The organism is Thermococcus thioreducens, assembly GCF_002214545.1.
GTDB classification, from domain to species: Archaea; Methanobacteriota_B; Thermococci; order Thermococcales; family Thermococcaceae; genus Thermococcus; species Thermococcus thioreducens.
Genome location: NZ_CP015105.1, coordinates 1,519,697 through 1,544,361 on the forward strand (window position 1 = coordinate 1,519,697; position 24,665 = coordinate 1,544,361).

Annotated in this window: 32 protein-coding genes and 3 tRNA genes; 15 read left to right on the forward strand and 20 right to left on the reverse strand. The window is 53.6% G+C overall.

Features of this window, described 5'->3' with window-relative positions:
* Positions 1 to 247: 247 nt before the first annotated feature.
* A tRNA-Met gene (locus A3L14_RS08325) sits at positions 248 to 355 on the reverse strand.
* Positions 356 to 473: 118 nt separating this feature from the next.
* Between A3L14_RS08325 and A3L14_RS08330 the strand changes: the two genes are divergently transcribed.
* The gene (locus A3L14_RS08330) at positions 474 to 1,643 is read left to right on the forward strand and encodes a transglutaminase-like domain-containing protein (protein WP_232473315.1); all 1,170 of its coding nucleotides are present in this window, start codon (positions 474 to 476) and stop codon (positions 1,641 to 1,643) included.
* Here A3L14_RS08330 and A3L14_RS08335 read toward each other — a convergent pair.
* Positions 1,618 to 2,853 carry a DEAD/DEAH box helicase gene (locus A3L14_RS08335; protein WP_055429580.1) on the reverse strand — a complete coding sequence of 412 codons (1,236 nt, stop codon included), beginning with the start codon at positions 2,851 to 2,853 and terminating at the stop codon, positions 1,618 to 1,620. The genes A3L14_RS08330 and A3L14_RS08335 overlap by 26 nt on opposite strands.
* Positions 2,854 to 2,922: 69 nt before the next feature.
* Positions 2,923 to 3,000 (reverse strand) — tRNA-Lys (locus A3L14_RS08340).
* Positions 3,001 to 3,127: 127 nt separating this feature from the next.
* Between A3L14_RS08340 and A3L14_RS08345 the strand changes: the two genes are divergently transcribed.
* Entirely contained in the window at positions 3,128 to 3,874 is a 747-nt protein-coding gene (locus A3L14_RS08345; RefSeq protein ID WP_055429581.1) for a DUF835 domain-containing protein, read from the forward strand.
* Between the two features lie 75 nt (positions 3,875 to 3,949).
* A tRNA-Leu gene (locus A3L14_RS08350) sits at positions 3,950 to 4,037 on the forward strand.
* Between the two features lie 204 nt (positions 4,038 to 4,241).
* Here the strand turns inward: A3L14_RS08350 and A3L14_RS08355 are convergent.
* Genes A3L14_RS08355 through A3L14_RS08365 form a run of 3 tightly spaced genes read right to left on the reverse strand, consistent with a single transcriptional unit; the run spans position 4,242 to position 6,442 of the window.
* Positions 4,242 to 4,856, reverse strand: coding sequence for a rhomboid family intramembrane serine protease (locus A3L14_RS08355; RefSeq protein WP_055429684.1), 615 nt, complete (start codon positions 4,854 to 4,856; stop codon positions 4,242 to 4,244).
* A complete protein-coding gene (locus A3L14_RS08360; protein ID WP_055429685.1) occupies positions 4,846 to 5,628 on the reverse strand; it encodes a bifunctional fructose-bisphosphatase/inositol-phosphate phosphatase in 783 nt (260 codons plus the stop codon). Before A3L14_RS08360 ends, A3L14_RS08355 begins: the two co-directional genes overlap by 11 nt.
* A gap of 1 nt (position 5,629) precedes the next feature.
* Entirely contained in the window at positions 5,630 to 6,442 is an 813-nt protein-coding gene (locus A3L14_RS08365; protein WP_055429686.1) for a DUF63 family protein, read from the reverse strand.
* Positions 6,443 to 6,516: 74 nt separating this feature from the next.
* On the opposite strand from A3L14_RS08365, the gene A3L14_RS08370 reads away from it, so the two are divergent.
* Together A3L14_RS08370 and A3L14_RS08375 are read left to right on the forward strand one after the other, a co-directional pair.
* On the forward strand, positions 6,517 to 7,557 hold the full coding sequence (locus A3L14_RS08370; RefSeq protein WP_074631144.1) for an NAD(P)-dependent glycerol-1-phosphate dehydrogenase: 1,041 nt from the start codon (positions 6,517 to 6,519) through the stop codon (positions 7,555 to 7,557).
* 30 nt (positions 7,558 to 7,587) lie between these two features.
* Positions 7,588 to 8,022: a UPF0179 family protein gene (locus A3L14_RS08375; RefSeq protein ID WP_055429687.1), complete on the forward strand. Its 435-nt coding sequence runs from the start codon at positions 7,588 to 7,590 to the stop codon at positions 8,020 to 8,022.
* A 2-nt stretch (positions 8,023 to 8,024) separates the two neighbouring features.
* Here the strand turns inward: A3L14_RS08375 and A3L14_RS08380 are convergent, their stop codons facing one another.
* From A3L14_RS08380 to A3L14_RS08400, 5 genes are read right to left on the reverse strand one after another with little or no spacing between them, the layout of a single operon-like run.
* Positions 8,025 to 9,026 (reverse strand): 5-oxoprolinase subunit C family protein, encoded by a 1,002-nt coding sequence (locus tag A3L14_RS08380; RefSeq protein WP_055429688.1) that lies wholly within the window; start codon positions 9,024 to 9,026, stop codon positions 8,025 to 8,027.
* Entirely contained in the window at positions 9,019 to 9,708 is a 690-nt protein-coding gene (gene pxpB, locus A3L14_RS08385) for a 5-oxoprolinase subunit PxpB (RefSeq protein ID WP_055429689.1), read from the reverse strand. The genes A3L14_RS08380 and pxpB overlap by 8 nt, the downstream gene beginning before the upstream one ends.
* 4 nt (positions 9,709 to 9,712) lie before the next feature.
* Complete coding sequence (locus A3L14_RS08390) at positions 9,713 to 10,090, reverse strand: type II toxin-antitoxin system VapC family toxin (RefSeq protein WP_055429690.1); 378 nt, start codon at positions 10,088 to 10,090, stop codon at positions 9,713 to 9,715.
* The gene (locus A3L14_RS08395; protein WP_055429691.1) at positions 10,071 to 10,274 is read right to left on the reverse strand and encodes an antitoxin family protein; all 204 of its coding nucleotides are present in this window, start codon (positions 10,272 to 10,274) and stop codon (positions 10,071 to 10,073) included. Before A3L14_RS08395 ends, A3L14_RS08390 begins: the two co-directional genes overlap by 20 nt.
* A gap of 41 nt (positions 10,275 to 10,315) precedes the next feature.
* Entirely contained in the window at positions 10,316 to 11,083 is a 768-nt protein-coding gene (locus A3L14_RS08400; protein WP_055429692.1) for a LamB/YcsF family protein, read from the reverse strand.
* Positions 11,084 to 11,142: 59 nt separating this feature from the next.
* On the opposite strand from A3L14_RS08400, the gene A3L14_RS08405 reads away from it, so the two are divergent.
* Positions 11,143 to 11,637: a type II toxin-antitoxin system VapC family toxin gene (locus tag A3L14_RS08405; RefSeq protein WP_055429693.1), complete on the forward strand. Its 495-nt coding sequence runs from the start codon at positions 11,143 to 11,145 to the stop codon at positions 11,635 to 11,637.
* On the opposite strand, the gene A3L14_RS08410 is transcribed toward A3L14_RS08405, so the two are convergent.
* From A3L14_RS08410 to A3L14_RS08440, 7 genes are all read right to left on the reverse strand, one after another.
* Positions 11,634 to 13,172, reverse strand: a complete 1,539-nt coding sequence (locus A3L14_RS08410; RefSeq protein ID WP_055429694.1) for a hypothetical protein — start codon at positions 13,170 to 13,172, stop codon at positions 11,634 to 11,636. The two genes, A3L14_RS08405 and A3L14_RS08410, sit on opposite strands and share 4 nt — an antisense overlap.
* Before the next feature lie 240 nt (positions 13,173 to 13,412).
* On the reverse strand, positions 13,413 to 13,811 hold the full coding sequence (locus A3L14_RS08415; RefSeq protein ID WP_055429695.1) for a hypothetical protein: 399 nt from the start codon (positions 13,809 to 13,811) through the stop codon (positions 13,413 to 13,415).
* Complete coding sequence (locus A3L14_RS08420) at positions 13,808 to 14,176, reverse strand: HEPN domain-containing protein (protein WP_232473317.1); 369 nt, start codon at positions 14,174 to 14,176, stop codon at positions 13,808 to 13,810. Before A3L14_RS08420 ends, A3L14_RS08415 begins: the two co-directional genes overlap by 4 nt.
* A complete protein-coding gene (locus A3L14_RS08425) occupies positions 14,163 to 14,771 on the reverse strand; it encodes a nucleotidyltransferase domain-containing protein (protein ID WP_055429697.1) in 609 nt (202 codons plus the stop codon). Before A3L14_RS08425 ends, A3L14_RS08420 begins: the two co-directional genes overlap by 14 nt.
* Before the next feature lie 59 nt (positions 14,772 to 14,830).
* The gene (locus A3L14_RS08430) at positions 14,831 to 15,163 is read right to left on the reverse strand and encodes a hypothetical protein (RefSeq protein ID WP_055429698.1); all 333 of its coding nucleotides are present in this window, start codon (positions 15,161 to 15,163) and stop codon (positions 14,831 to 14,833) included.
* A complete protein-coding gene (locus tag A3L14_RS08435; RefSeq protein ID WP_055429699.1) occupies positions 15,160 to 15,990 on the reverse strand; it encodes a DNA-3-methyladenine glycosylase family protein in 831 nt (276 codons plus the stop codon). Before A3L14_RS08435 ends, A3L14_RS08430 begins: the two co-directional genes overlap by 4 nt.
* A complete protein-coding gene (locus A3L14_RS08440; RefSeq protein ID WP_055429700.1) occupies positions 15,972 to 16,271 on the reverse strand; it encodes a hypothetical protein in 300 nt (99 codons plus the stop codon). The genes A3L14_RS08435 and A3L14_RS08440 overlap by 19 nt, the downstream gene beginning before the upstream one ends.
* A gap of 91 nt (positions 16,272 to 16,362) precedes the next feature.
* Between A3L14_RS08440 and A3L14_RS08445 the strand changes: the two genes are divergently transcribed.
* The 6 genes from A3L14_RS08445 to A3L14_RS08470 all read left to right on the forward strand — a co-directional run bounded on the left by A3L14_RS08445 (position 16,363) and on the right by A3L14_RS08470 (position 21,698).
* A complete protein-coding gene (locus A3L14_RS08445; protein WP_055429701.1) occupies positions 16,363 to 17,706 on the forward strand; it encodes an NfeD family protein in 1,344 nt (447 codons plus the stop codon).
* Positions 17,707 to 18,549: a slipin family protein gene (locus A3L14_RS08450; RefSeq protein WP_055429702.1), complete on the forward strand. Its 843-nt coding sequence runs from the start codon at positions 17,707 to 17,709 to the stop codon at positions 18,547 to 18,549. It abuts the gene before it with no gap.
* Positions 18,550 to 18,693: 144 nt separating this feature from the next.
* Positions 18,694 to 19,473: a cell division ATPase MinD gene (minD, locus tag A3L14_RS08455; protein ID WP_055429703.1), complete on the forward strand. Its 780-nt coding sequence runs from the start codon at positions 18,694 to 18,696 to the stop codon at positions 19,471 to 19,473.
* Positions 19,473 to 19,721, forward strand: coding sequence for a hypothetical protein (locus A3L14_RS08460; protein ID WP_055429704.1), 249 nt, complete (start codon positions 19,473 to 19,475; stop codon positions 19,719 to 19,721). Before minD ends, A3L14_RS08460 begins: the two co-directional genes overlap by 1 nt.
* A 90-nt stretch (positions 19,722 to 19,811) precedes the next feature.
* Positions 19,812 to 20,060, forward strand: coding sequence for a hypothetical protein (locus A3L14_RS08465; RefSeq protein WP_055429705.1), 249 nt, complete (start codon positions 19,812 to 19,814; stop codon positions 20,058 to 20,060).
* 126 nt (positions 20,061 to 20,186) lie between these two features.
* The gene (locus tag A3L14_RS08470) at positions 20,187 to 21,698 is read left to right on the forward strand and encodes an AMP phosphorylase (RefSeq protein WP_055429706.1); all 1,512 of its coding nucleotides are present in this window, start codon (positions 20,187 to 20,189) and stop codon (positions 21,696 to 21,698) included.
* 1 nt (position 21,699) lies between these two features.
* On the opposite strand, the gene A3L14_RS08475 is transcribed toward A3L14_RS08470, so the two are convergent.
* Positions 21,700 to 22,089: a DUF2095 family protein gene (locus A3L14_RS08475; protein ID WP_055429707.1), complete on the reverse strand. Its 390-nt coding sequence runs from the start codon at positions 22,087 to 22,089 to the stop codon at positions 21,700 to 21,702.
* A 60-nt stretch (positions 22,090 to 22,149) separates the two neighbouring features.
* On the opposite strand from A3L14_RS08475, the gene A3L14_RS08480 reads away from it, so the two are divergent.
* Both A3L14_RS08480 and A3L14_RS08485 read left to right on the forward strand, forming a co-directional pair.
* Entirely contained in the window at positions 22,150 to 22,599 is a 450-nt protein-coding gene (locus A3L14_RS08480; RefSeq protein WP_055429708.1) for a GIY-YIG nuclease family protein, read from the forward strand.
* Positions 22,589 to 23,350: a phosphoglycerol geranylgeranyltransferase gene (locus tag A3L14_RS08485; protein ID WP_055429709.1), complete on the forward strand. Its 762-nt coding sequence runs from the start codon at positions 22,589 to 22,591 to the stop codon at positions 23,348 to 23,350. Before A3L14_RS08480 ends, A3L14_RS08485 begins: the two co-directional genes overlap by 11 nt.
* On the opposite strand, the gene A3L14_RS08490 is transcribed toward A3L14_RS08485, so the two are convergent.
* Positions 23,347 to 23,586, reverse strand: coding sequence for a hypothetical protein (locus tag A3L14_RS08490; RefSeq protein WP_055429710.1), 240 nt, complete (start codon positions 23,584 to 23,586; stop codon positions 23,347 to 23,349). The two genes, A3L14_RS08485 and A3L14_RS08490, sit on opposite strands and share 4 nt — an antisense overlap.
* Before the next feature lie 151 nt (positions 23,587 to 23,737).
* On the opposite strand from A3L14_RS08490, the gene A3L14_RS08495 reads away from it, so the two are divergent.
* Positions 23,738 to 24,583 carry a M55 family metallopeptidase gene (locus tag A3L14_RS08495; protein WP_055429711.1) on the forward strand — a complete coding sequence of 282 codons (846 nt, stop codon included), beginning with the start codon at positions 23,738 to 23,740 and terminating at the stop codon, positions 24,581 to 24,583.
* Positions 24,584 to 24,665 lie beyond the last annotated feature (82 nt).

Sequence of the window (24,665 nt, forward strand, 5' to 3'; positions counted from 1 at the left end):
GCAGGAGCCAAAGCGTGCAATCTAAAATTTGCCCGTGAAGAGGGTTTGGCTTTAAAATAGGCCATTAATCAGGTTTCAACTTTATTCTGGCGTCCAAAGGACGCCTTGTGGGGGTGAAACTCTTCAGAGCTGTAATTGTGGAATAAACCCGTAGCAAAATCGCCCGTTTTAACGTTCACGAACTATAAAATCTGCCCCACAAACAGTCAGAACCTTTTGATGAAACTTTGCGTCAGCAAAGTTTCAATGGTGCCGGGGCGGGGCTTTGAACCCCGGACCTCTCGGTTTCTCAGGCTCCCCCGAAGGGGAGCGGCCCTATGAGCCGAGCGCTCTGACCAGGCTAAGCTACCCCGGCACTGCCCGAGCGCCCGGGTTATACCTTCAGGAGGGCATTTTTAAATCTTTCGATGGACACGAACCCGATGCTCTTTCGCTGGGGAACTGTTTTATAATCCCCCTCCAAAGTTAGGTTCATGATGGGAAGGTTCCTCGCGGCGTTTGCCATCGCGTTCATTGTCATCATCGCGGGCTGCCTCTCGGCCACTCCGGAGACCGGAACGCCCGAAAGTACCGCATACCAATCTACAACTTCAACCACTCCGTTCTCCACTCCAACGCCTGGTTCATCCCCCGCAACCTGGACTAATCCCCTTGTGAGCTGGGAGAACGTGACCGTGTCTCTCCCGGGCCAGGACGCCGAGCTCAGCTGTCCGGGAATCCTCTGGCGCTACATCCTCAGGGATGCACTTTCCTGTATGCTGGGCAGGGAAGAGCTTGAGGTCATATCACCCCTCGCGGAGGAGCTCAAGGGTGAAGACCTCGCCCAGAGTGCCTGGAACGTCCTAGCCTGGGAAGGAGAGTGGCTGAGCTACGACTGGGAGAAGGCCAAACAGCCCTTCGCCAAGGTCATAATATACCCCGACGGAAGAGAGGAGGTCGTTGAGGGGCAGAACAACACCATTCAGACCCCCTACGAGACGATAATGCGGAGAACCGGTATATGCACCGACTACACAGTTCTCACGGATGCCCTGCTCCTGGCCATGAACTACTCGCCGGTCTACGCGATGGCCATAAACCTCACCGATTTGGGGCACGCCACGGCGTTGGTAAAGATAAACGGATGGTACTTCACCCTCGACCAGCACCTCCCGCCCATGGATTTAGGTGCCTACTACCGCTACTGGGAGCGGCAGGGGAGCAGGATAGTTAACGCCACCCTTTACGAGATAACACCGGGCGAAGAGAAGGCCAACGTAAAGGTTCTGGGCGTCGTTGCCGGCGAGGAGTTCCTCAACCAGGACTACACCATGGGTGATGCCGACGCGAGGAATTTAGCCGTTTCCATGATGAATCTGCTCTATGAGGGATTCGGCCTGAAGGCCGACGAATCTCTGAAAAGCCTCTCCGACGGAAAGCTCCCGAGGGGGTACAGGGCCGGCTGGACGTGGGGGGTTACCTACTACAACCTGGCCGACTACTACCACCCCTTCTTCCATGAAGAGTACGCCGAGTGGCTGGTCTCCCAGATGCTTTCTGACCAAGAGTTCGCGGGCTACGTCCAGAAGAGCGACGCGGTCTGGATAGAGGTCCGGATAGAGGGCGAGGATTTAATCCTCACCATCTACCTCGGGAGCTCTTAGAATAGCCCCGGGAGTTCCTTGGATAGCGGGAGTTTCTTCTTCCGCTTCTCCCGTAGTAACCGGAGCGATCACTTTCATACCTCTCGCGGTACTCCCTCGGGATCTCCTCGCTGAGCTCGGACTTCCTTATCTCCACGCCGACTACCTGTGCAATGTAGCGCAGCCTCTTGAACTCACCGGGCATTATGAAGGTTATCGCCCTTCCCCGCTTGCCCATCCTGCCGGTTCTCCCTATCCGGTGGACGTAGTCCTCGGCAGTCATAGGCAGGGAGTAGTTGACGATGTGGCTTATGTCCTGAACGTCGAGGCCCCTCGCCGCAACGTCGGTCGCAACTAAAATCCTTGTTCTCTTCGTCTTGAAGCGCCAGAATGTCCTTTCCCTCGCGTTTTGGCTCATGTCGCCGTTTAGAGCCTCGGCGCTGTAGCCGGCTCTCCTGAGCCTCTCACTCAGCTCCCTGGTTTCCCTCTTGGTGGCGCAGAAGACTATGCCGTAGAAGTCGTTGCCGAGTATCTTCTTCAGCACCGTGAACTTCCACGCTGGGACGACCTCCACGTACTCCTGATCCACCATTTCCGGAACCAACTCGTCGCTGCTGACGCTTATCACCTCATGGTTCTTCATGTAACGCCTCGCGAGCCTTCTAATCTCTGGGGGCATGGTGGCAGAGAACATCAGCACCCTCTTCCTCCGTGGCGTCTCCCTGAAAATCGCCTCTATATCGTCTATGAAGCCCATGTCGAGCATCCTGTCGGCCTCGTCAAGGATGAAGAACTTCACCGAGCTTAAATCGAGAGTTCCGCGCCTTATGTGGTCGAGAACCCTACCGGGAGTTCCAACGATGACGTGGGTTCCCCTCTCAAGGGCCCTTATCTGTGGCCCTATTGGCTGGCCGCCGTAGACGGCATATACGTAAACCCTCTTCCTCCCACGGAGGCTCTTGATCTCGTCCGCCACCTGAAGGGCTAGTTCCCTCGTGGGCGTGAGAATTATCGCCTGAACGGCCCTTATTTTCGGATCGATGGCCTCAATTATAGGGAGCGCAAATGCCGCGGTCTTTCCTGTCCCGGTCTGGGACTGGCCGATTATATCGACGTCACCCGATAGGAGGCGAGGAATGACCTCCCTCTGAATGTCAGTTGGTGTTTCAAAACCCTTCTCTCTAACCGCCACTAACGTGGCCTCGGATAATCCCAATCTTTCAAAACTCATCTTCCTAACTCCTTACGTTGCTCAAACGCATCCCTTCTCAAACGGAACGCGTCGAGAAGAAACGCGGTCTGGCGGGCCGGGGGGGATTCGAACCCCCGACCACGGGATTAAGAGTCCCGCGCTCTAACCATGCTGAGCTACCGGCCCCCAACCCGAAGTCATAGACGGGAGGTTGCTTTATAAATTTTTTGGTTTTGAATAGCTGGCAGGGTGTTGGCCTAAAAATGGGGGTATGACAAAAAAGATATAAACACCTTTCTGTAATGTGAACCCGATGATAACATACGAACACGTTAAGCTCTTGGTTGAAATAGTTGCTTTTGTCTCTCTTACAGGGGCACTCTATCTGTTGATTGCTCTTAGGGGAGTGTTAAAGGACATTTTAGGGACTTCGACAATACGGGGGGTATACATTGGTGGGATAATTTTCTGGTTTGGGTACCTGATAAATGTCCTCAATGATGTTCTCACGCTAAGGTTCCTTAAGATACTGGACGACATTGTGGTCGCCATAGGCATGGTTGTAATAGCATATTCAACTATTTGGGTTAAGCGACAGATAGTAACGCGTGTAAAGCCTAGAGTCGTTCTTGAGGGGGAATCCGGGCTCCAGAGTGGGGCATACCTTACCAAACCGATGCACCCTCCGGATCTTTTGAGGCTTTTATCAGGAAAAAAATTGTTTGCAGTAACAAGAAGCCCCCAAATTTATGAGTCCCTCAATGTTCCTTACATCTGGATAACGAACATAGATCATCCAAAGGCAATCTCCCCCACGAGACTTGCTCCCCTTTTACATGCTATAGTAAAAGGTGCCGATGATAACACATTTGTCATTTTGGACGGGCTTCATTACCTTATAGTTCAGAACGGGTTTGAAGCAACCATCAAATTCCTGGTGTCCCTTAAAGATGCCCTCTCCGAGAAGAGCGCTGGCATTTTACTGATTGTTGACCCGGAAACCTTGGAAAAGAGACACCTTGCGATACTTGAAAGGGAATTCAAGTGGATACTAAGATAAAATGATGCCATTTTAAACCAGCCCTCTGCTACCACAAAATTTATAAAGCCTCTCCGAGCGTTATACTTTGGCAACGCGGGGGTTGCCGAGCCTGGTCAAAGGCGCGGGATTGAGGGTCCCGTCCCGTAGGGGTTCCGGGGTTCAAATCCCCGCCCCCGCACCAGAAACGTTTCTGTCTCGAATTGTCATTTGAATCACAAAATTCTCACAGCCTTTATCGGCCGATAACAAAAAACAGTTAGATTCCCAGAACACACGTCCTAGTTAGCCTGCTATCCAGTTGGAGCCCTATACAGTTCCATTCTACTCAAAACGCCTTTTGGCTCATAAAAATTGAAATATAAAAACGGGTTGGCTCATAAGGAAGTTACCATCCGTATCCATACATCCTCGCCATCAGGTGCCTCTTGATTTGCCTGCCGTAGTAGTAGCCTATGGCCATTCCAACGAGGAGCCCGCCCAGGTGGGCGTAGACGTTGACGCTTGGCAGGATGCTGTTTATCAGGAAGAGCACAAAGGCGTTTATTAACGCCCCCTGCATGTTGCCTCCGACGACGCCCGTTATGAGTATCAGCGCCCCCACTATTCCGAAGAGGGCCCCACTCGCACCGGCGCTGACCGAGTTGGCCGGTAGCAGGAGGAGCGTCAGCAGGTTTCCGGCTAAACCAGAGACGAGGTAGACCATAACGAGCCGTTTAGGCCCGAGGATTCCCTCAAGCTGTCTGCCCATCATCAGGAGGAAGTACATATTGAAGGCTATATGGAGTAGGCCCACGTGCACGAACATCGCGCTGATGAGCTGCCACCACCAGCCGTAGTTGAGGACGGCGTAGTTCCACTGGCCGAGCCTTGCCAAGACCTCGATGCTTATGCTGAGCGGGTTTCCACTGAGTATTGACTCCAAGACGTAGACCGAGACGTTTATCAGAAAGAGGGTGAAGGTGGCCTTCCCGTAGCGGGCAAAATACTTCTCAAGACTCATTTTCCAGCTCCTCCAAGATCATATCAAGCAGGTAGCGGTCGTTGACGGCTATTATGTTGGTCTTGCTCGTTGCGTCAAGTCTGAGCTCCAGCTCCCTTCCGGCCTCGTCCGTGACAATCGCCCCGGCTTCCCTTGCTATGAGCACTCCCGCCGCTATGTCCGTCGTCCTGACATAGTTCCGTATGTCAAGGACGCCGTCGAGAGCTCCTTTAGCAAGGTAAGTCAGCTCAACCGCTATAGCCCCAAGAACGCGAACCCGCTTGACCCTCTCTATCAGCCCGAGACATCTTCCGCGCGTGTAGAAGCTGAGTGCCTCCTTTCCGCGTTCGGGTTTCCTGACTCTTATGGGCTTTCCGTCCATGTAGGCGCCTTCCCCAGGCAGGGCCTCGTAAAACGTCTTTGTGACGAACTCGTATATCGCACCATAGATGGGCTTCCTTCCTTTAAAGACGGCGAAGCTGAAGGCGAATATTGGTATGCCTGCGGCGAAGTTGTACGAGCCGTCTATGGGGTCAACGATGACCGTGTAGTTGCTCCCGTTGTCTATGAAGCCTATCTCCTCGCTGACGACATTAACGCCCAGGGGCTGAAGTCTGCTAAGAACAACGTCTTCAGCCACTTTGTCAACGTATTTGGTAACGTCTCCGCTGACGTTCTCTCCTATCGCCTCCCCCGCCTTGGGAGTGCCGAAGAGGGGCATTACTTCCTTTTCAACCTCCCTCGCGGTTTCGAGGGCGACCTCGTTCCACGGGATTTCCGTATTAATTTCCATACTAACCACCCATCAGCATTATCAGCAGGTTCCTCATTCCCGGCCCGAATCCGAGGATGAACATCGTGAGCTTCACAAAGTTTATCAGATCCGGATCCTCGTCCTTCATCCACCTGTCCAGTATCCACACGATAGGCAGCAGTATCAGAAACTTCTCGGGGTATATAACCGCCGGCGTCCCGAAGGCATCCATAAGCCACCTTGCGAGGACGTGCTGCTCCCAGAAGCCAAGGAACTGGATTCCTACAAATGTGGTTGTAGCGTCGTAGAAGTGGGTGTAAAAGAGGAGCGAGTTGTCCCTAACAAGGGCGAGCTTCTTCGAGACGAACCATATAAAGCCTTCTGCTATTATCAGCGCCGGAATGAAGTACTTGAAGACCTCCGTGTTGAAGTTAACCTTCCCCAGGTTTATTACCAGAACGAAGACCAGTCCACCGAGCAGAACCCAGCCGAAGTCCCGATAGAGAGGATAAAACCTCTCTTCCGGCCCGACGTGCCTCCAGACGACGTAGAGAGAGGCTATCGCAAAGGCCGCTATGACGAAGTAGCCGCCGGGACTGACGGTCAGGTAAGTCCTCGGGAGGATTCCAACGTCGGTCATGCTCCTCATCAGCGGGCCGAGGATTATATACGGAATGAGCGCGCTGAAGAACCTCTCGTCAACCTTTATCCCCATCCGCTTGAGCATGCGGTAGAGGATTATCACAGCTACGCCCAGAATTACAGCGTAGACAACCGTGTTCACGGGGTTGTAACCCTGGTTTTCCTGTATTGGTCTGATGAAGTACTCGTAAAAGAACTCGTAGAGCCCCATTCGACCACCATAGACCGTTGTTCCGATAGCCTTAAAGCTTTTCCCCACCCATATCTATCAGGACGGTGGTTGAGATGCATCTGATGCAACTGCCCAGAGAGGTGTTGCTGGGCGAAAATCTGAAGGGAGAGGCCGTCAACGTCGCGAAGAGGCTTGGCCTGGGCGAGAGAGCCCTGGTTCTCTACGGACCTAGGACAAAAGAGATAGCCGGAAAGGACATCGAGAAGAGCCTCAGGGAGTCGTTCGAGGTGAGCGCGCTGGTAATCCGGGAGGCCAGCATGGAGGAGGTTGGGAGAACCCTTGCTAAAATTGAGGACGATAACACTGACTGGCTCATAGCCGTTGGCGGCGGAAGTATAATCGACGTCGCCAAGCTTGCCTCGTTCAAGGCAGGAGTTCCCTTCATAAGCTTTCCCACCACAGCTTCCCACGACGGCATAGCGAGCGCAAATGCATCCATCAAAGACCTTGGAACCAAAACATCGGTCAAGGCCGTGCCGCCGGTGGCGGTCATAGCCGACGTCAGGGTTATCAAAACCGCCCCCTACCGCTACCTGGCCGCTGGTGTTGGCGACATGATAAGCAACCTGACGGCAGTGAAGGACTGGCAGCTGGCCCACAGGATAAAGGGCGAGTACTACAGCGAGTACGCGGCCTCGCTGTCCCTAATGAGCGCCAAGATGGTTATAAAGAACGCGGACATAATACGTCTCGGCAACGAGGAGAGCGTGAGAAAGGTTGTTAAGGGCCTCATCTCCTGCGGTGTGGCCATGAGCATAGCTGGCTCTTCGAGGCCAGCCAGCGGTGCGGAGCACCTCTTCAGCCACGCGCTCGATGCCATAGCGCCGAAGCCTGCCCTTCACGGCGAGCAGGTCGGCGTTGGGGCCATAATAATGGCCTACCTCCACGGCCTCCGGTGGGAAAAAATTAGGGAAACCTTAAAGAAGGTCGGGGCGCCAACTAACGCATACGAGCTTGGGATCGACCCGGAGTATATAATTGAGGCGTTAACGATTGCCCACACGATACGGCCCGAGAGGTACACAATCCTCGGAAAGGACGGCCTCACGCGAGAAGCCGCCGAAAAGGCCGCTAAAATCACAGGGGTCATCTGAAGATCATCACTCACTACGGAGGTGTTTGGAATGGCAATAATCACGTTAGTTGGGGAAAAGCTGGCAAGACCAGGGGTTGAATTCATATATTACGGCCCGGCAGAACCGTGCAAAACGTGCAAATTAGCTGGAGTCTGCGTTGGAAACCTCGAACCCGGCAGGAGGTATAAAATTCTCAGGGTAAGGAGCATGCCCTCACACTCCTGCCCCCTCCATGAGGGAAAGGTGAGGGTCGTCGAGGTCGTCGAGCCGAGCATCGAGGTTGCCGTAGAGCCAAGACTGGCAATAGCAGGCTCGGTGATAAAGCTCCACCTCGCGGACTGTAGCGACAAGGAAAAGGCGGATTTGTTCAGGCCGGAGGGCCTCTTCGACGGCGACAGCGTCAAAATAATAGAGGTACTCGACGACGTTGAGTGTGACGGTAAGACATACAAAGTCGTCAAGGTCATGCGCAAGAAGGACTGACCTCATTCTTTTTCCACTTTTGTGAAGGCAATTAGCTCTTCTCCTCCCGTGTTGATCTTGTAGGCATGTATCTTTCCGTCAAGGAAGTCCCTGATTGCCATCAGGATCTTTTCGCGCCTGATCAGAAGCTCCCGGGCTTCGTCAACACTCACCGCCTCAAACCTCAGCCTCTCCCCCGGCCGGCTCTGTGCAACGGTGGGAAGGTCTGCCGTTGCAACGACGGCTATCTTGGCGTAGCCACCGGTCGTCTGGGCGTCGCGCATCATGACTATCGGCTTTCCGCTGGCCGGTACTTGGACCGTTCCAGGTAGCAGGGGCTCCGTAACGATGTCCGCGCCCCTCTCGGAGTGTTCTATGGCCTTTCCATCGAGGCGGTAGCCCATCCTGTCGGACTCGGGAGTTACGGTATAGGACTCGCTCAGGAAGGTCTCTATCCCCTCTTCGGTGAAGTGGTCGAGGCCGGGGCCGAGGACGACGCGGACGGTCTTTTCCTTGGCGGAATAATCCGGCCTCAGCTCAGGAGGGAGGTACCTCCCATCCTTCCCTGTTAGTACCGCGTAGCCAAGGTTCAGCTTATCGCCAGCCTCCAGGGACTTTCCGAGATTCGCCTTCGGATAGGTCGAACAGCTCCCGAGGAGTGGCTTGCACTTTATCCCGCCGGCGAAGGCTATGTATCCGTAAAGTCCGCTCTTAAGCGTGCCGACCTCAAGGACATCTCCCCTCTTTGCCCAGTGGCTCGTCCACGGCTCAACAGGCACACCGTTGAGCTTCACCCCAACGTCGCCCGCAACCGCAAAGACTGCCGAGGCATTGAATCTAACCGTTGGGCCGGCCAGAAGGAACTCAAGGAGCGGAGCATCACCGGGGTTTCCGACGAGGTAGTTCGCCATCCTCGCGGAGTAATCGTCCATGAAGCCGGAAACCGGAACGCCGAGCTTTCGGTAGCCTCTCCTGCCTGAGTCCTGGACGGTTAGAAGCGAGGGCACTTTTAGGAGCTCAATCATTCCTTTCACCCCATTCACGCTCGTAGAGCTCCCTGAATTCATCTTCGTCTACTGGGACGAACCTCACCCTGTCCCCCGGCCGGAGAAGGGTTGGCGGCTCTTTCGATGGATCGAAGAGTCTGAGCGGAGTTCTCCCAATGAGCCTCCATCCACCGGGGCTTTCGAGGGGGTAGATGCCGGTCTGTTTCCCAGCTATCCCCACCGAGCCGGCAGGAACCTTTATCCTGGGCCTCTCAAGACGTGGCGTCGCTATGCGCTCGTCCATACCGCCGAGGTAGGCGAAGCCCGGCAGGAAGCCGAGGAAGTAGACGCGGTAGACCGGCCTGCTGTGGATTTCGATGATGTCATCAACCGTGAGGCCGTTGTGCTCTGCCACGAACTCGATATCCGGGCCGTATTTGCCACCATAAACGACGGGAACCTCGACGAGTCTGCCTTCAAAGCTCTCAATCCCCGCGTCCAGGAAACTTTTCACTGCATCTTCGACCTGGGTGTAGCTGGTTTTAATGGGGTCGTAGACCACCAAGAGGGAGGAGTAGGCCGGCACCACCTCCATGAGCCACTCAAAGCCCGCTTTCTCTATCGCCTTCGCGAGAGAATGTATTCTATCGTTCACTTCCTCGTATATAACCTCCCCGAAGGAAACCAAGAGAGCGGAATCACCGAGGGGTTTGAATTTCATGGTCTCACCGATAGGGAGGTTTCAGAATAGATAGCCCCTCAACCCTTTCGAAGTGCCTGATATTGCCCGTAACAACAGTCAGGCCATGAACTATTGCGGTTGCAGAGATTACCGCGTCGCCAAGATGGAGCCCATAATCCCTACGGATTTCCCCGGCGAGGATTGCTATCTCTGAATCAACTGGAATCACCTCAAAGTGTCTGAGGAGTTTGAGGACTTTTTCCCTCTTAACGGGGTCCTTGGTGTCCCTACCCGAGAAGAGCTCGGAGATGGTTATCACAGAGACAGCAAGGCCTTCTCCGGCCAGTTCGGTCAGGTACAGCTTTGCCTCTTTTACACCCCTCAGAACGTCTATCAGAACGTCAGTGTCCACTAGATACATCCCTGTCCCACTCCTCGCGCAGTTTTCTGACATTTACATCCTCTTCGAAGATTCCAAAGGCGTTTTCAAGGTCTCTTATGAACTCGTCTATCACGATGAGCTTCACACGTCTTTTCTCGGGGATGTTGGGCTTTTTGGTTGGCTTGAAAACGCCGTTTTCATAGACCGCCTCAATAACCTCCATTTCTCCCACCAAATACTCTTGCGTGCTTCCCATGTATAAACCTAACGAACTATCTCTTTCATCGGCACTACCCTAACGCCCTCTTCCTCAAGGACTCTTCTTATGTGGGCCGCAATTTCGACCGCTTTAGGATTGTCGCCGTGGACGCAGATGGTATCGGCTTTTAACTCGACCCACTCGCCGTTTATCGCCCTAACGCCACCATCCTTGACCATCGAGATAACGCGCTCGGCTATCTCATCTCTGTCGTGAATTACTGCCCCGGGTTTCGAGCGCGGGACGAGTGTTCCGTCCAGGTTGTATGCCCTGTCGGCGAAGACCTCGTGGGCTACCCTAACCCCCATCTCCTCCGCTATTTCAGCCGGCCTTGAGCCGGAGAGGGCCACGAAGATAAGCCCCCTATCGAAATCCGCTATCCCCCCGATGACGGCCCTCGCGAGTTCCTCCTCTCTAACCATGGCGTTGTAGAGCGCCCCGTGCGGCTTGACGTGCTGGAGCTCGATTCCTTCCGCCCTTGTAAACGCATAGAGCGCACCTATCTGGTAGAGGATGTAATTGCGAGCCTCCTCCGGAGTGAGCTTCATATACCTCCTGCCGAAGCCGAGAAGATCCGGATAGCCAGGGTGGGCACCAACCGCGACGCCCTTCTCCTTCGCGAGCTTCAAGGTTTTCCTCATGACCAGCGGGTCGCCGGCGTGCCAGCCGGTAGCTACGTTGGCGCTCGTGATGTAGTTCATGACTTCCTCATCTAGGCCTAACCTGTACCTCCCGAAGCTCTCTCCGAGGTCAGAGTTCAGGTCAACCCTCATCCGCACCACCAGCTTCATTTCGACGGAAATCTAAAAAAGGGTTTCTCCGAGTTTAGGTCATGAAGGTTCAGGTCATCGATGCGGCGGTCTTCATTCAGGGGTTCGATGTGGAGGGCGTTACGACGCCTAAGGTCGTCGATGAGGTGAAAGACCCGGAGTCGAGGCTTTTTCTGGAGGGATTGATAAGCGCGGGAAAGGTTAGGGTTTTCCAGCCATCGAGGGAGAGCATTGAAGCCGTGATGGGAGCGGCGAGAAAGACGGGCGAGTTAAACGAACTCAGCGAGGCCGACGTTGAGGTTCTTGCCCTGGCATACGAGCTTAAAGGAGTTCTCTTCACCGACGACTACAACCTGCAGAACATAGCGAAGACCTTAGGAATCGAGTTCAGAACCCTCAAGAGGGGAATTAAGCGGGTAATCCGCTGGAACTACGTCTGCATCGGCTGTGGGAAGCGTTTCTCAGAGATGCCGCCGGGGGGTGTCTGCCCGGACTGCGGAAGCCCGGTGAGGCTGATACCTAAGAGAAAACGAAAAAAGAAAACAAGAAAAAGTTAGCTTTCTGGAGTTTCTTCATCTTTCGGACAAACCCCAGTACGAGGGTTGCATCCCGAATTGAATAAAGGAAGCACCGTAACATCTGCATACATTGAGCTGAGCCAGTATTCGTTTCCACTGTACTCAAAGCGAACCGGGCTCTTGTAGAAGGTGCCAGAGACTTCTCTGTATCTGTGTTCGAGCCCTACCGTAATTCCAACGAGAGCATACTCTGAGCGGTATTTGGTCACGCCCACTCCCGCTGACAGCAGTACAGGATAAACATCGGCCCCCAGCGGGCCGTTGAGCTTTGGAAGCACTGGAGTGGCAACACTGAAGAGCGGTAGCGTCGAGATGCTCTGTGAAACGTCGAAGTTGTTAACGTCAATGAAGTCCTTTGACTTCACAGTAAAGCTCGGCTTCCAGTAGCGTTCTATGTAGTACATGGCTCTTCTAAAGGTTCCGCCGTAGCGGGAAGGTGTCCCCTCCTCCTTACCCCACACCGGAATCAGCCTACCATTCCTTATCTCCGGTTGAGCCATTACGACATACATGGTGGTCTTGAGTGGGGTCTTTCCACGGTAGAGCCTGTACTTGGCAAGCGCTATGTCTCCCTTTATTCCGATTCCGACTACAGTCGGCCTCCTTATGTCTTCTCCCCTAAATCTGACGCTTTTTTTAAGCCACAGATGGTCTCCTTTCAGCGTGTAGACCATTCCGATTATCTCCGCCTCGTAACTTGTCCCAGTACCACTCCTGTCAACCGCTGCGACCGCCGAAAATCCTATCTCAACTCCCAGGGTTCTTGAAGACATGAACTGCTCCCTTAAATATACATCATCAATTTCATTCACATCACCGTTCAGGTAAGCTGCGGCGAGCGGTATTACAGTGTTGTCCTTTGTGTCGTAAACCTCCTCAAGCACCCAGTCAAAGCACACCGAAGTCCCGTAGGGACCGGGATAGCACTCCTCCAGGAAGGAACCGGGCGGAAAGGAATCAACACCAGAGGTCTTTCCGGTGGCTGCACTCGCCTCAAGGGGCTTTAGCTGCTCAAGCTCTTTGGAGGAGAACAAAGGACGAAAGTCATTGGCAATCGAAACCTTGAAGCTTCTCCTCTTTAAAACCTCTTCAAGATTCAAAGGTATGCCTTTGACAAAGTAGCTGAGCCCGTCTTTTCCGCCGCTCGTGCCGAGGAGGACCACTCCTGGGTTCACGAGGGACGGGTCGGTCCCGGTTTTTCTGAGGTGTTCCTCCCAGGTTTGAAGGTATTTCTCAATCCGTCCGTAGTCCAGCTTGATTGAATTCTTGCCGGCGTAAGTGCCGAGGTCAACCGGCGTGCCGTTGGGGAGCATTCCAAGGACGGTGACTGTGTTCACGCCTTTGCTCGGAAGGAGGATCCTGGCTTCCGGCTCCTTGAACGGCAGAGTTCGATAGTAGGCAACCTTGACCTCCGTGTAGTCGCTCGCCTCAACCGGCGTGCTGAAAACGGTCCAGAAAAGGGTCAATATCACTAGTGAGCTAAGAGCCAACACAACAATTTTTCTACGTCTCATCCACACCACCGCTGACAGTAAACTATTTGAAGTATAAAAAACTTTCGGTTGGTTAGCCGTATGAAGAGAAGCTACAAAAATGCCCGAGTATTCACGCCCCGGACGGGCTCGGCGCTCATAGGGTACGTCACAACCGCAAAGCGGTTCAGCCCGTCTTGGAATCGTCACGGCCCGCCGGGACGGCGTCAGGGCCAGTCCTCGTCATCAACATCAGTGCAATTCGCTGTCATCATCCGCGGTTCAACCTTGGAGGTAGTAGGATATAAGCTTTCTCAGCTCGACGTTGCGCTCGGGCTTCACTCTCAAAAACCTCTTAAGCTGGCTGTTCTCGGCAAGTAATCCGGAAAGCTCGATGGCGAGTATCTTGTTGTCCTCGCTCAGGCCGTAGGCCTTGAAGCGGAGCGGGGCGTACTCCTTCTCAAGCTCCCACGTCCTTTCCTCAAGTTCCCTTACCATTTTCTCAAGCCCCTCAAGGTTTCCCTTCGGCTCACGGAACTCGCCGGTCAGGGCTATCTCAATGAGCCGCTCAACGGGAACTCCATACCTCTCACTGAGGCGCTTGAGTTCTCCCCACAGCTCTTCGTTTATCTCGACCTCGATTTTCCCGAAGCCCTTTTCGGGCTTAATGATGAGCTTCATGCTTTTTCCTCCAGGAGTTTTCTCATGAGCAACAGAAACTCTTTCGCGATGTTGATTGCCTCTTCGACCTCTTCCTCATCAGGTTCATAGACTATGTCGTACTGGTCTTCGTGCCTCAACTCCCTCATCCTGTCCAAAAGTTCAACCCAATGTTCTTCCAGCTTTCCGCTTTTAACGTAGAATTCTTCCAGATAACGGGCGATGCAGTAGTGGCTTTTCTCACGCCAACCGTCACGGAAGAGAATCGCCCTGGCGGCATGGAACATGGCCATGTATGACGCCATAAGGGACGTTCGGTATGAACCATAGGCGAGGTTCTTCCTAGCCTCTTCAAGCCACTCCTCGGCGCGTTTAATGCTCAACAATCCTTTCTCCTCTGATGGGAGAACCCTTCTTAGTAGATTCTTTTCGATGCATCCCTTGAATCCGTTCAAGCCCCTCACCCCATATCACCATCGAGCCGTATGCAAGTGAATAATAGAAGACTGGATCGTCGGCTCTAATTTTTCTGACCCTCTCTGGAGTGAGAAGAAGGAGGTTAACCTCCCTGCCGGTTGCTTTTTCTATCTTTCTCTTTAAGGAAGCGGATCTGGCTATGCTTGGCTTTTCAACGAAGATCCAAACGTCAAGGTCGCTTTCGGGGATGTTTTCTCCGGTTGCAAAGCTCCCGTATATTCCAAGGGCCCTAATCCACTCGTCTTTTAGGGGTTCCAGCTTTTCAGAGAGGAACAGGAAGTTGATGAACCTTTTAAGCTCCCTCGTCTTAGGAACGTTTAGTATCCTGAAACCCCTGCCGGACTTCTCGGCCATGCCATGATCCACAAGAAGGCGGAGGGTTTTGGAAACGAGTCCTTTACTTAGACCCGTTGCCCTGGCGGTTTCTTCAACACCCACCCGGGGACGCTCAAGTGCGTACCTGAGAATCCTGATTCTCTCAGGAGTTGACATCAGCTCATGCATATTACCAGCTCTCGTTCATGATTTATGAACTTTTTGTTCACACTCCGTGAACGATTTGTTCACGATCCGTGAACCTCCTCAAGCTCTCTCCTTTTCTCCTCGACCCTCTTCCTCAGTTCAGCGTTTTCCACCCTGAGCCTGTCGCGCTCGGCCATCATGAACTCCTTATCCCTCAAAGCCTTCTCGTAGAACTCCTTAAGATCTTCAATCTCACCCTCCATCTCGCGGAGCTTCTCCTCCAGCTTGGAGACCTTCTCCCCCAGGAGATCCTCACGCTCTGCCTGGAGGGTCTCTTCAACTCTGGGGAGGCTCTCGCGGAGGAAGGAGGTGATATCTTTGCCCTTGAGGGCTTTGAACCTTTCCTTGGGCAGGATAATCCTGATTTCGCTCATTTCTTCTTCCTCTCCATCTCGGTCTTCCTGTCGTAGCAGAGGATGTAAAATGCCAGAAGCCCCTTCCACTTCCCGTAGGGTTCAATGACCTCGCGGACGTCTTTCTCCTTAACCTCTTTAAGGCTCCTCCCAAAAATCTTTGCTATCCCGCGCCTCAGCCCGAGGTCTCCGGCAGGGTAGACGTTCTTTCTGAGGCCATACGCGAGGAAGAGCTCGGCGCTCCACTTCCCTATGCCCCGGAACTCTGTGAGGTACCTGATAGCCTCATTAACGCCCCAGTCCCAGAGTTCGAGGTCGAGCTTTCCGGCAAGGTAAAGCTCCGTCAGGGACTTTATGTAAGCGGCGCGATAGCCGAGCTTGGCCCTTTTCAGCTCATCCTCGCTCAGGGACGCTATCCTTTCGGGGGAGGGGAATGCGCGTAAATCCTCCACCTGCCTGCCTGCGAGCTCCACGAGGTTCTCTATGGCCCTCTGGGCGAAATCGAAGCTGACCTGCTGCTGGGCTATCGTCTCAACCAACGCCTGGTACGGGCTCGGGGCGGCAGGAACGGTCAGACCGTAGAACTCGTCTATGAGGAAGGCAAAGGGCGAATCGCTTATCTCGACGTAGAAGGAATCAAGGTCGGTATCAAGGCCGAGTATGAAGATGAGCTTCTTCTTAGCTTCCTTTCTCTCCCGCCGGCTCCAGGAGTCAGGAAAGATAAAGCTCTCCCCATCGTAGCCAGCTATACCTCTCTCAAAGGCCTGGCAGAAAATGCCGTTCTCGAACTTCCATGTTCCGTTGCGTATCATCTCGCCCGCGGTCTTCCTCAGGTCAATCTCAGCCATCGGTCGAGCCTAACGGGGTTCTCCCTTATATCCTTTAGGGTCGAGACGTAAAGTCTCTTACCGTCAATGGAGCGTTTGATTTGAACCCCTCCATGTTCTTCGAGGTAGCGGAGGGCGTCCTTTATATCCTCAGCCCGGACGTCAAAGCTCTTTTTGAGGAACTCCCAGTAAGGCTCACGGTTGGAATACTTTGCCGCCTCCCTTACGAGCTCCCATGCCCGCTCGACCTTGTCCTTTCCCTTTGAAACGCGGTAGAGCTTTACCCGGGCCTTCAGGCTCATGTTAGAAAATTGGCTCCAGATGTATAAATCACTTTTGGAGGACAGGCAAAAGATTTAAACCCCTTGGTGGTATTTAGTATAGGCGGTAGTCATGAAGTCCAGGGTTGCGATGGTTGCAGTCGTTCTTCTTTTCGTCCTGCTTTTCCAGCCGGCAGTCCACGGCCAGGAAAAGGTGGTCTATGTCGCAAAGGTAGACGGCATGATAACCGGATATACCGTTGACCAGTTCGACAGATACATCAGCGAAGCGGAGAGGAACAACGCGGAAGCTATAATAATAGAGCTCAACACCCCCGGCGGCAGGGGCGACGCAATGCAGGCCATCGTTACGAGGATTCAGAATGCAAGGGTTCCCGTCATAATCTACGTCTACCCCTCGGGTGGAATGGCAGCATCAGCGGGCACTTACATAGCACTGAGCTCCCATCTGATAGCAATGAGCCCCGGTACAGTGATAGGCGCCTGCAGGCCGATACTCGGCTACGGTCAGAACGGGAGCATCGTCGAGGCACCGCCAAAGATCACGAACTTCTACATAGCGTACCTTCGCGAGCTGGCCAGGATGAGCGGCAGAAACGAGACGCTGGCGGAGGAATTCATAACACAGGACAGAAGCGTCACTCCCGAGGAAGCCCTGAAATACGGCGTTATTGAGATCATCGCAACGAACGTTAACGAACTCCTCCAGAAGGCCGACGGAATGGAGACCAAAATTCCAGTTGAGGGGAAGGGGAGAGTAACCCTGCACCTGAAGGACGCGGAGGTCGTGTACATTGAGCCATCTTTCAGGGACACGGTCGTTAAGTACATAACAGACCCGACGATAGCGTATCTCCTCCTTAACCTTGGATTCATTGGCCTGATATTTGGCTTCCTCACGCCCGGCTGGCACGTCCCCGAGACAATAGGTGCAATAATGCTTGTCCTCGGCCTCATAGGACTCGGATACTTTGGATACAAGAGTGCAGGACTCGTTCTTATAGTCCTTGCGATGATATTCTTCATCGCCGAGGCGCTGACGCCGACCTTCGGCCTGTTCACCGTGGCAGGAGTGGCGACCTTCATCATCGGGGGCATAATGCTCTTCAGTGGAGCGGGAGGTGAATACCTGGTGACTGGGGAAACCTACACCCTCCTGAGGATCGCAATAATCGCCACGGCGGTTCTCCTCGGCCTGTTCTTCCTGTTTGGAATGGCCGCCGTGGTCAGGGCCCAGAAGAAAAAGCCCAAATCCGGAAGGGAAGAGCTCGTTGGCGCGGTCGGCAAAGTCGTCGAGGAGCTTGATCCGGAGGGCGTCATAAAGGTGCGCGGGGAGCTGTGGAAGGCCGTGAGCAGGAACGGGGCCCGCGTGGCCGTCGGGGAGGAGGTCAGGGTTGTTGAAGTCAGAGGGCTTGCCCTTATTGTAGAAAAAATTGGAGAAAGGAGGGAGGACTAAATGGCTCTTGTAACGACTACCAACGTGGTTCTTGGGATAGTTTTGCTGTTTGTTTTGATTATACTGGCGACGGCCATAAAGATAGTCAAGGAGTACGAGAGGGCGGTGATATTCCGCCTCGGAAGAATAGTCGGGGCAAGGGGTCCCGGACTGTTCTTCATAATCCCGATATTCGAAAAGGCCGTGATAGTTGACCTCCGTACCAGGGTCCTGGACGTGCCCGTCCAGGAGACCATAACCAAAGACAACGTTCCGGTAAGGGTCAACGCGGTTGTGTATTTCAGGGTAATAGACCCAATAAAGGCGGTGACCCAGGTGGCCAACTACATTATGGCCACGAGTCAGATAGCACAGACCACCCTCAGGAGCGTCATCGGTCAGGCACACCTCGATGAACTCCTCAGCGAGCGCGAAAAGCTCAACCTACAGCTCCAGAAGATTATAGACGAGGCAACCGATCCGTGGGGAATAAAGGTCAGCACGGTCGAGATCAAGGACGTCGAATTGCCGAGCGGAATGCAAAGGGCGATGGCGAGGCAGGCGGAGGCCGAGCGTGAGAGGCGTGCAAGGATAACCCTGGCTGAGGCAGAGAGGCAGGCCGCCGAGAAGCTCCGCGACGCCGCCGAGATAGTGTCCCAGCACCCAATGGCCCTCCAGCTCAGGACGCTCCAGACGATAAGCGATGTCGCCGGAGACCGGAGCAACGTTATAATCCTCCCGCTCCCGATGGAGATGCTGAAGCTCTTCCGGAGCTTTGCTGACACCGCAGAGGTCGTCAAACTGAAACTGGAAAAAGAGGTTGCAGAAAAGCTTGAGAATGAAGCGCGGGAGAAGCGGGAGTAGCGGCGCTTTGACATTTCACTTTTTCTCCGTTTTCGTCGACTTATTAAGAGTAAAAGTTTTATACCTCTACGCCTCAACTCCAAAGGAGTATACCGTGCCCTAAAATCGGACATGGGAGTACTGCTTATTCCGGGGGTGTTAACTTTGGAGGGTCGCTCAATTGTTTTTGCATCGGGAAAAGGTGGAACTGGTAAAACAACAACGGTTGCCAATCTGGGTGTCGCCCTGGCCCAGTTTGGAAAGGAGGTCATCCTGCTGGATGCCGATATAACAATGGCAAACCTCAGCTTAGTCCTTGGTATGGAGGACATTCCAATAACACTCCACGATGTCCTGGCAGGGGAGGCAGACCTCAAGGACGCCATCTACGAAGGTCCCGCGGGAGTCAAGGTAATCCCCGGTGGATTGAGTCTTGAAAAGATTAAAAAGGCCAAGCCAGAGAAGCTCAGACAGCTGATCAGGGAAATCGGACAGATGGCAGACTTTGTCCTCATCGATGCTCCGGCAGGCCTTGAGATGACATCGGTTACGGCGCTTCTTATAGGCAAGGAGTTGATAATAGTTACTAACCCTGAGATTTCGGCCATAACTGACAGTCTCAAGACCAAGCTCATCGCAGAGAAGCTCGGAACCCTTCCGCTTGGAGCCATACTCAACAGGGTTACCAACGAGAAGACTGAGCTGACCCAGGAGGAGATAGAGGCAATCCTTGAGGTGCCCGTCCTCGCGATGATACCCGAGGATCCCGAGGTAAAAAGAGCGAGTGCCTACGGTGTACCGCTCGTCATAAAGAACCCGACGAGTCCGGCGGCCATAGCTATCAAGCAGCTCGCGGCCAAGCTCGCAGGAATTAAGTGGCAGGCGCCCGAACCGGAGAGCCCGATTAAGAGGGTCTTCAAAGCGCTGTTTGGAGGGAAGAGGTAATGGCCGAGGCACTGCTTTACGGAATAGTTGTCATTCTCATAGTGCTCAACATCGTCCTCCTTATGCTCTACTATTCAGCCAAGAGCAACCCCTACTACGTCGTTTACGACGAAGAAACCAAGAGCGCCCTCAAGAGGCGTGTCACCAGCCTCAAGGAAGACCTTGAGAGCGAGCTAGTTGACTTTGATGTCGAGGAGTGGGAGAAGACACTCGAAGAGTCCATAGAGGAAGAGGTCATGAACCTCTGAAGTTTTCTAGCCCTTTTGTTATTAAACATTTCTGGGGCGTTAAATTTTAAAAGGTCTCTTTATTTAATCTTAACCTGGAGGTGGGGCGCTATGAAACTCAGGCTCGGCTATCCAGACAGGATAGTCGAGGTGGACGGCAAAGTTGTCCGGGTTTTTAAAGGAAGGCTCGTAAGCGCCCCCCTCAGTGAGGTGGTTGGATATTATCTTAAGGGAGAAGGCCTCCTCCCCCCTGCGGTGAGGGACGTGGTTCCCGATATTGTGAGAGCCCTTCTGAGCACCGGGGAACTCCACTCAAGCGTGCTGACCATCACAGAGTATGGACACGGCATCAGCAGCTGATTCTTTTTACATTTCTCTGCCAAGCGATACGAACAGCTGAACCTGCTTTAACAGCCAACCAGTCGAAAACATTTAAGTACTCTTCTGTCCAATAGGGTGAACTCGTGTGTAAAAGGAGGGATGGAAATGAAGGCCAAGGTCAGGATACTTGATATGTACAGCGGGAGGTATTCCGTTTTCATCAACGAGAAGGAAGCCAAAAAGGCCAAGCTACACCCGGACGACCTCGTGAAGATTGAAGCAGGCAAAAAGACAGTTTATGGCAGTGTCGTTGTTAGCAATCTCGTAAAGGAGGGCGAAATCGGAATAAGCAGGGACATTCTCCAGCTCCACAGTTTCTCTGAAGGAGAAGCTGTCATGGTAACACCCAGTGGTACCCCAGAAAGCGTCCGCTATATCAAAAAGAAGATGCACGGAGAGAAGCTCAGAAAGGTGGAGATAGAGGCGATAATCAAGGACATTGTGGACAGAAAGCTCCGCGATATCGAGATAAGCTCCTTTGTAACGTCGCTGGAGATAAACGGCCTTGATATGGATGAGATAGCCGCTTTGACGATAGCAATGGCCGAAACCGGTGACATGCTGGACATAGACAGGAAGCCGATAATGGATGTCCACAGCATCGGCGGCGTTCCCGGAAACAAGACCAACATACTCGTCGTGCCCATCGTTGCAGCTGCAGGATTGACGATACCAAAGACCAGCTCAAGGGCGATAACCAGCGCCGCCGGAACTGCGGATGTTGTCGAGGTTTTTGCAGAGGTCAGCTTCTCCCTCGACGAGATAAAACGTATAGTGGAAAAGATAGGCGCCTGTATGGTCTGGGGCGGAGCTCTGAACCTAGCTCCAGCGGACGATATAACCATCAAGGCCGAGCGCGCCCTGAGCATCGACCCGACCGGCCTCATGCTCGCCAGTATAATGTCAAAGAAGTACGCAATGGGAAGCCAGTACGTGCTCATCGATATCCCGACGGGCAAAGGTGTCAAAGTTGAGACCGTGGACCAAGCCAGGGCACTCTCCAGGGACTTCATAGAACTCGGCAGAAGACTCGGCCAGTACGTGGAGGTGGCCATAACCTACGGCGGCCAGCCGATAGGCCACACCGTTGGCCCGGCACTAGAAGCCAGAGAGGCTCTTTCGGCACTCATGACTGGCAGAGGGCCCGGAAGCCTGATAGAGAAGGCTACTGGTCTCGCAGGCATTCTCCTTGAGATGGGAGGAGTCGCTCCCGCAGGGATGGGCAAGAAAATGGCGAGAGAGATACTTGAGAGCGGAAAGGCCTGGGATAAGATGAAAGAAATCATAGAGGAACAGGGAGGAAACCCCGATATTAAGCCGGAAGAGATACCCGTTGGGGATAAAACATACACATTCACTGCACCAACCAGCGGTTATATAACAGGGATAGACAACAGGGCAATCACAGGAATAGCCAGAGCCGCCGGTGCCCCCGAAGACAAGGGAGCCGGAATAGAGCTCTACGTCAAGGTTGGAGAAAAGGTCAAAGAGGGCGATCCCCTATTCACGATACGCGCCGAGAGTGAAGCGAGGCTCGACCAGGCGATAGTCTTCGCAAGGAGAACTGAGCCGATAAGAATAGAGGGAATGGTCCTCCAGAGGATAGGGAACATCTGACTCATTCCCTTTTTCTGTGCCTCTCATACCATCCCCACTCCTTTTTAGAACCGAAAGCCCTCACACCCTTCTGGACGAGGGTTATACGGAGCTCCTTGGCCATCTCGTGGGTTATCTCACCGTGCTCCTCCATCCAGTTGATTATCTCAAGAGCCTCGTCGTCCGTTTCGCATCTCCTGAGGAAGTCTATGACCGTTGGATTGTAACCTGAGAAGTCCTGCATCTCATCCTCTTCCGCGATTGCCTTTTTCTCACTCGTCCTGTACCCTGCTATCGGAACGCCCTCTTCCTCAAGCTCCCTTGCCAGAGCCGGAAACTTCTCCTCAAACTCGTCCCTGTCGTACTCCTGCCAGGCAAACTCGTCTATAGCTCTCTTTTTCTTTTCGTCCATACGTCACACCGATAGAGAGTTGGGCCGGGAGTTTATAAACCCTGAGTGAGAGTCGTTCCCATGAAGGGTGCGTACTTCCTCGTTATCCACCTGCCGGAAGAGAGGGAGATAACCACAAAGGGCAGGAGATTCGTTTTAAGAAAAGGATACTACGTTTATGTCGGCTCCGCCATGAACTCCCTTGAGAAGCGGGTCGCCAGGCACTTCAGGAAAGACAAAAAGCTCCACTGGCACATAGACTTCCTCCTGAGAGATGCAGAACTCCTGAGGGCGTACATGATCCCCAGCGGGAAGAGACTAGAGGAAAAGCTCTCCGCTGAGGTCTCCAGGCACGGAGAGGCCGTGAAAGGCTTCGGTGCGAGCGACGTTGGGGTGGAGACGAACCTCTACAGATTCGAGGAAGAGCCGGACGCAGTTCTGGTTGGGATACTCGAAAATCTCCGTCTGAAATGGAAAAGGATTAAAAGCGAGAGGGAAGCTATAGAATTCGGTGGAAAAAATGAAGCTTGAACTGGGGAGAGTTGAGTCGTACATCCATGAAAAGCTCAAAAGAGAAAAGCTCCACTTTGTTCTCATTGACCCAGACGACGTTACCCCTGATGTGGCCGGAGAGATAGCAAGGATGAGCGAGGAAGTCGGCGTCGACGCCATAATGGTAGGTGGCTCCACAGGGGCCGAGGGAGACGTTCTGGACGGCGTTGTAAAGGCCATAAAAGAGAGCTCAAGCCTTCCAACGATACTCTTTCCCGGTTCCCATGGCGGGATAAGCAGGCACGCCGATGCCATATTCTTCATGAGTCTGCTGAACTCTACCAACCCCTTTTTCATAACCGGCTCCCAGGCTCTGGGGGCGTTCACAGTCAAGCGCTACGGCATAGAGCCCATACCAATGGCGTATCTGATTGTTGAACCCGGAGAAACGGTAGGCTGGGTAGGCGATGCAAAGCCAATCCCAAGGCACAAGCCGAAGATTGCAGCGGCCTACGCCTTAGCCGGCCAGTACCTCGGAATGCGCCTTGTCTATCTCGAAGCGGGAAGCGGTTCTCCAAAGCCCGTTCCGTCCGAGATGATCTCCCTCGTCAAGCACGTCATAGACGTTCCCCTCATAGTCGGGGGCGGCATAAGAACAGGGGAACAGGCAAGGAACGCCGTAAAAGCGGGAGCGGATATAATCGTCACTGGTACTGCTATAGAAAAAGCCGGCTCGCTTGAGAAGGCCAGGGAAAAACTGGAAGAGCTCAATAAGGGGATAAAAGGCTAAGCCTCGGAAAGAACCTTGAAGGTTATCTTTCCGTTCTTGATTATTCTCTTGAGTTCGGAGAGGAGCTTCGGAGCGTCATCCTCGACTATCTCCATCCTGATTTCGCTAATACCCTCCAGTGTCGGCGGGAAGAAGTGTATGTCCCGAATCTTGCCCCTAACCTTTTCATAAAGACGGCCCAGAATCTTCCCCCTTCCTTCGTAGGGCAATTTAATGTCGAGTTCAACGATTTGCATGCATATCACCATCCTATTTTATGAAAAAAGGCCTATATAACCCTTTTCATGAGCGAGAATTATCGAATTTTGTCCTGTGTATTCCCACCAGTTATGTCATCCACCACAAGACTTATCTTTTATCGCTTCGATTTTTATCGTGGTGATGCCGATGCGTGCATTCATATCCCTCGACCTTGAGGGCCTGCCATACATAGTCAGCAGGGAGCATCTCTTCGTGAAGGGAGCACTCTACTCAGAGGCCAGGAAGATAGCGACCGAGATAGTAAAGGTCACCGCGGAAACACTACACCATGAGCTGGGTTTTGAGGAGATCATCATAGCGGACAGCCACGGGCCGATGGTAAACATACTGCCCGAGGACACGCCGGACTACATCGAGCTGGTGAGGGGCTTTCCAAGGCCGCTCAGCATGGTGGCCTTTGCAAGGGGGAGTGACGCAGCCCTCTTCCTTGGCTACCACGCCAAGGCGGGTACCGATAGAGCGACCTTCGACCACACATACAGTGGAGCATCAATAGACAGTCTGGAAATCAACGGCGTTGAAGTGAGCGAGTTCCTCCTCAACGCCTACCTCCTCGGCAGCTGGGGAATTCCCGTGATACTGGTGGGTGGAGACAGGAGGCTCATAGAGACCGACGTTAAAACCTTCACCCCCTGGGCAGTTGGTGTCCCCTTCAAGGAGTCCCCCTCGCGCTACGCCGCCAAGAGCCCCGGAATGCGCAGGATAAAGGCCATGCTGAGGGAGGGAGTTATAGAAGCCGTCGGGAGGCTGAAGAAGGAGGAGGCAAAGCCGCTCGTGACTGAGGAGCCCGTCCACGTCAGGGTTCGCTTCCTCAGAAGCGACATGGCTGACACGGCCGAACTGCTGCCCTTTGTGAAGCGCCTTGATGGAAAAACGGTCGAGTTTGAGGCCAAGACCGTAGAAGAGGCATACAAGGTGTTCGAGCTGCTAACCTTGGCCGCGGCTGGGGTGAACGCGATAGTGACGAGGTAACCGAGAAGTGTGCCCCCGGGGAGCGAAGGGGAATCACAGCTCGCCGAGGCGCTCATCCCCCGCGGTTTCCCGGGGGCAGTGT

Bases quoted from the DNA above. Each gene is read 5' to 3' on its own strand.
- A3L14_RS08405 (WP_055429693.1), top strand. From the start codon at position 11,143: ATGAAGGTTCAGGTCATCGATGCGGCGGTCTTCATTCAGGGGTTCGAT.
- A3L14_RS08395 (WP_055429691.1), bottom strand. From the start codon at position 10,274: ATGGAGGTTATTGAGGCGGTCTATGAAAACGGCGTTTTCAAGCCAACC.
- A3L14_RS08345 (WP_055429581.1), top strand. From the start codon at position 3,128: ATGATAACATACGAACACGTTAAGCTCTTGGTTGAAATAGTTGCTTTT.
- A3L14_RS08410 (WP_055429694.1), bottom strand. From the start codon at position 13,172: ATGAGACGTAGAAAAATTGTTGTGTTGGCTCTTAGCTCACTAGTGATA.
- A3L14_RS08475 (WP_055429707.1), bottom strand. From the start codon at position 22,089: ATGGACGAAAAGAAAAAGAGAGCTATAGACGAGTTTGCCTGGCAGGAG.
- A3L14_RS08485 (WP_055429709.1), top strand. From the start codon at position 22,589: ATGAAGCTTGAACTGGGGAGAGTTGAGTCGTACATCCATGAAAAGCTC.
- A3L14_RS08480 (WP_055429708.1), top strand. From the start codon at position 22,150: ATGAAGGGTGCGTACTTCCTCGTTATCCACCTGCCGGAAGAGAGGGAG.
- A3L14_RS08495 (WP_055429711.1), top strand. From the start codon at position 23,738: ATGCGTGCATTCATATCCCTCGACCTTGAGGGCCTGCCATACATAGTC.
- A3L14_RS08445 (WP_055429701.1), top strand. From the start codon at position 16,363: ATGAAGTCCAGGGTTGCGATGGTTGCAGTCGTTCTTCTTTTCGTCCTG.
- A3L14_RS08450 (WP_055429702.1), top strand. From the start codon at position 17,707: ATGGCTCTTGTAACGACTACCAACGTGGTTCTTGGGATAGTTTTGCTG.
- A3L14_RS08465 (WP_055429705.1), top strand. From the start codon at position 19,812: ATGAAACTCAGGCTCGGCTATCCAGACAGGATAGTCGAGGTGGACGGC.
- pxpB (WP_055429689.1), bottom strand. From the start codon at position 9,708: ATGAAATTCAAACCCCTCGGTGATTCCGCTCTCTTGGTTTCCTTCGGG.
- A3L14_RS08460 (WP_055429704.1), top strand. From the start codon at position 19,473: ATGGCCGAGGCACTGCTTTACGGAATAGTTGTCATTCTCATAGTGCTC.
- A3L14_RS08425 (WP_055429697.1), bottom strand. From the start codon at position 14,771: ATGCATGAGCTGATGTCAACTCCTGAGAGAATCAGGATTCTCAGGTAC.
- A3L14_RS08335 (WP_055429580.1), bottom strand. From the start codon at position 2,853: ATGAGTTTTGAAAGATTGGGATTATCCGAGGCCACGTTAGTGGCGGTT.
- A3L14_RS08380 (WP_055429688.1), bottom strand. From the start codon at position 9,026: ATGATTGAGCTCCTAAAAGTGCCCTCGCTTCTAACCGTCCAGGACTCA.
- A3L14_RS08470 (WP_055429706.1), top strand. From the start codon at position 20,187: ATGAAGGCCAAGGTCAGGATACTTGATATGTACAGCGGGAGGTATTCC.
- A3L14_RS08360 (WP_055429685.1), bottom strand. From the start codon at position 5,628: ATGGAAATTAATACGGAAATCCCGTGGAACGAGGTCGCCCTCGAAACC.
- A3L14_RS08490 (WP_055429710.1), bottom strand. From the start codon at position 23,586: ATGCAAATCGTTGAACTCGACATTAAATTGCCCTACGAAGGAAGGGGG.
- A3L14_RS08440 (WP_055429700.1), bottom strand. From the start codon at position 16,271: ATGAGCCTGAAGGCCCGGGTAAAGCTCTACCGCGTTTCAAAGGGAAAG.
- A3L14_RS08390 (WP_055429690.1), bottom strand. From the start codon at position 10,090: ATGTATCTAGTGGACACTGACGTTCTGATAGACGTTCTGAGGGGTGTA.
- A3L14_RS08330 (WP_232473315.1), top strand. From the start codon at position 474: ATGATGGGAAGGTTCCTCGCGGCGTTTGCCATCGCGTTCATTGTCATC.
- A3L14_RS08430 (WP_055429698.1), bottom strand. From the start codon at position 15,163: ATGAGCGAAATCAGGATTATCCTGCCCAAGGAAAGGTTCAAAGCCCTC.
- A3L14_RS08355 (WP_055429684.1), bottom strand. From the start codon at position 4,856: ATGAGTCTTGAGAAGTATTTTGCCCGCTACGGGAAGGCCACCTTCACC.
- A3L14_RS08365 (WP_055429686.1), bottom strand. From the start codon at position 6,442: ATGGGGCTCTACGAGTTCTTTTACGAGTACTTCATCAGACCAATACAG.
- A3L14_RS08415 (WP_055429695.1), bottom strand. From the start codon at position 13,811: ATGAAGCTCATCATTAAGCCCGAAAAGGGCTTCGGGAAAATCGAGGTC.
- A3L14_RS08400 (WP_055429692.1), bottom strand. From the start codon at position 11,083: ATGAGGGTTGACCTGAACTCTGACCTCGGAGAGAGCTTCGGGAGGTAC.
- A3L14_RS08435 (WP_055429699.1), bottom strand. From the start codon at position 15,990: ATGGCTGAGATTGACCTGAGGAAGACCGCGGGCGAGATGATACGCAAC.
- A3L14_RS08370 (WP_074631144.1), top strand. From the start codon at position 6,517: ATGCATCTGATGCAACTGCCCAGAGAGGTGTTGCTGGGCGAAAATCTG.
- A3L14_RS08375 (WP_055429687.1), top strand. From the start codon at position 7,588: ATGGCAATAATCACGTTAGTTGGGGAAAAGCTGGCAAGACCAGGGGTT.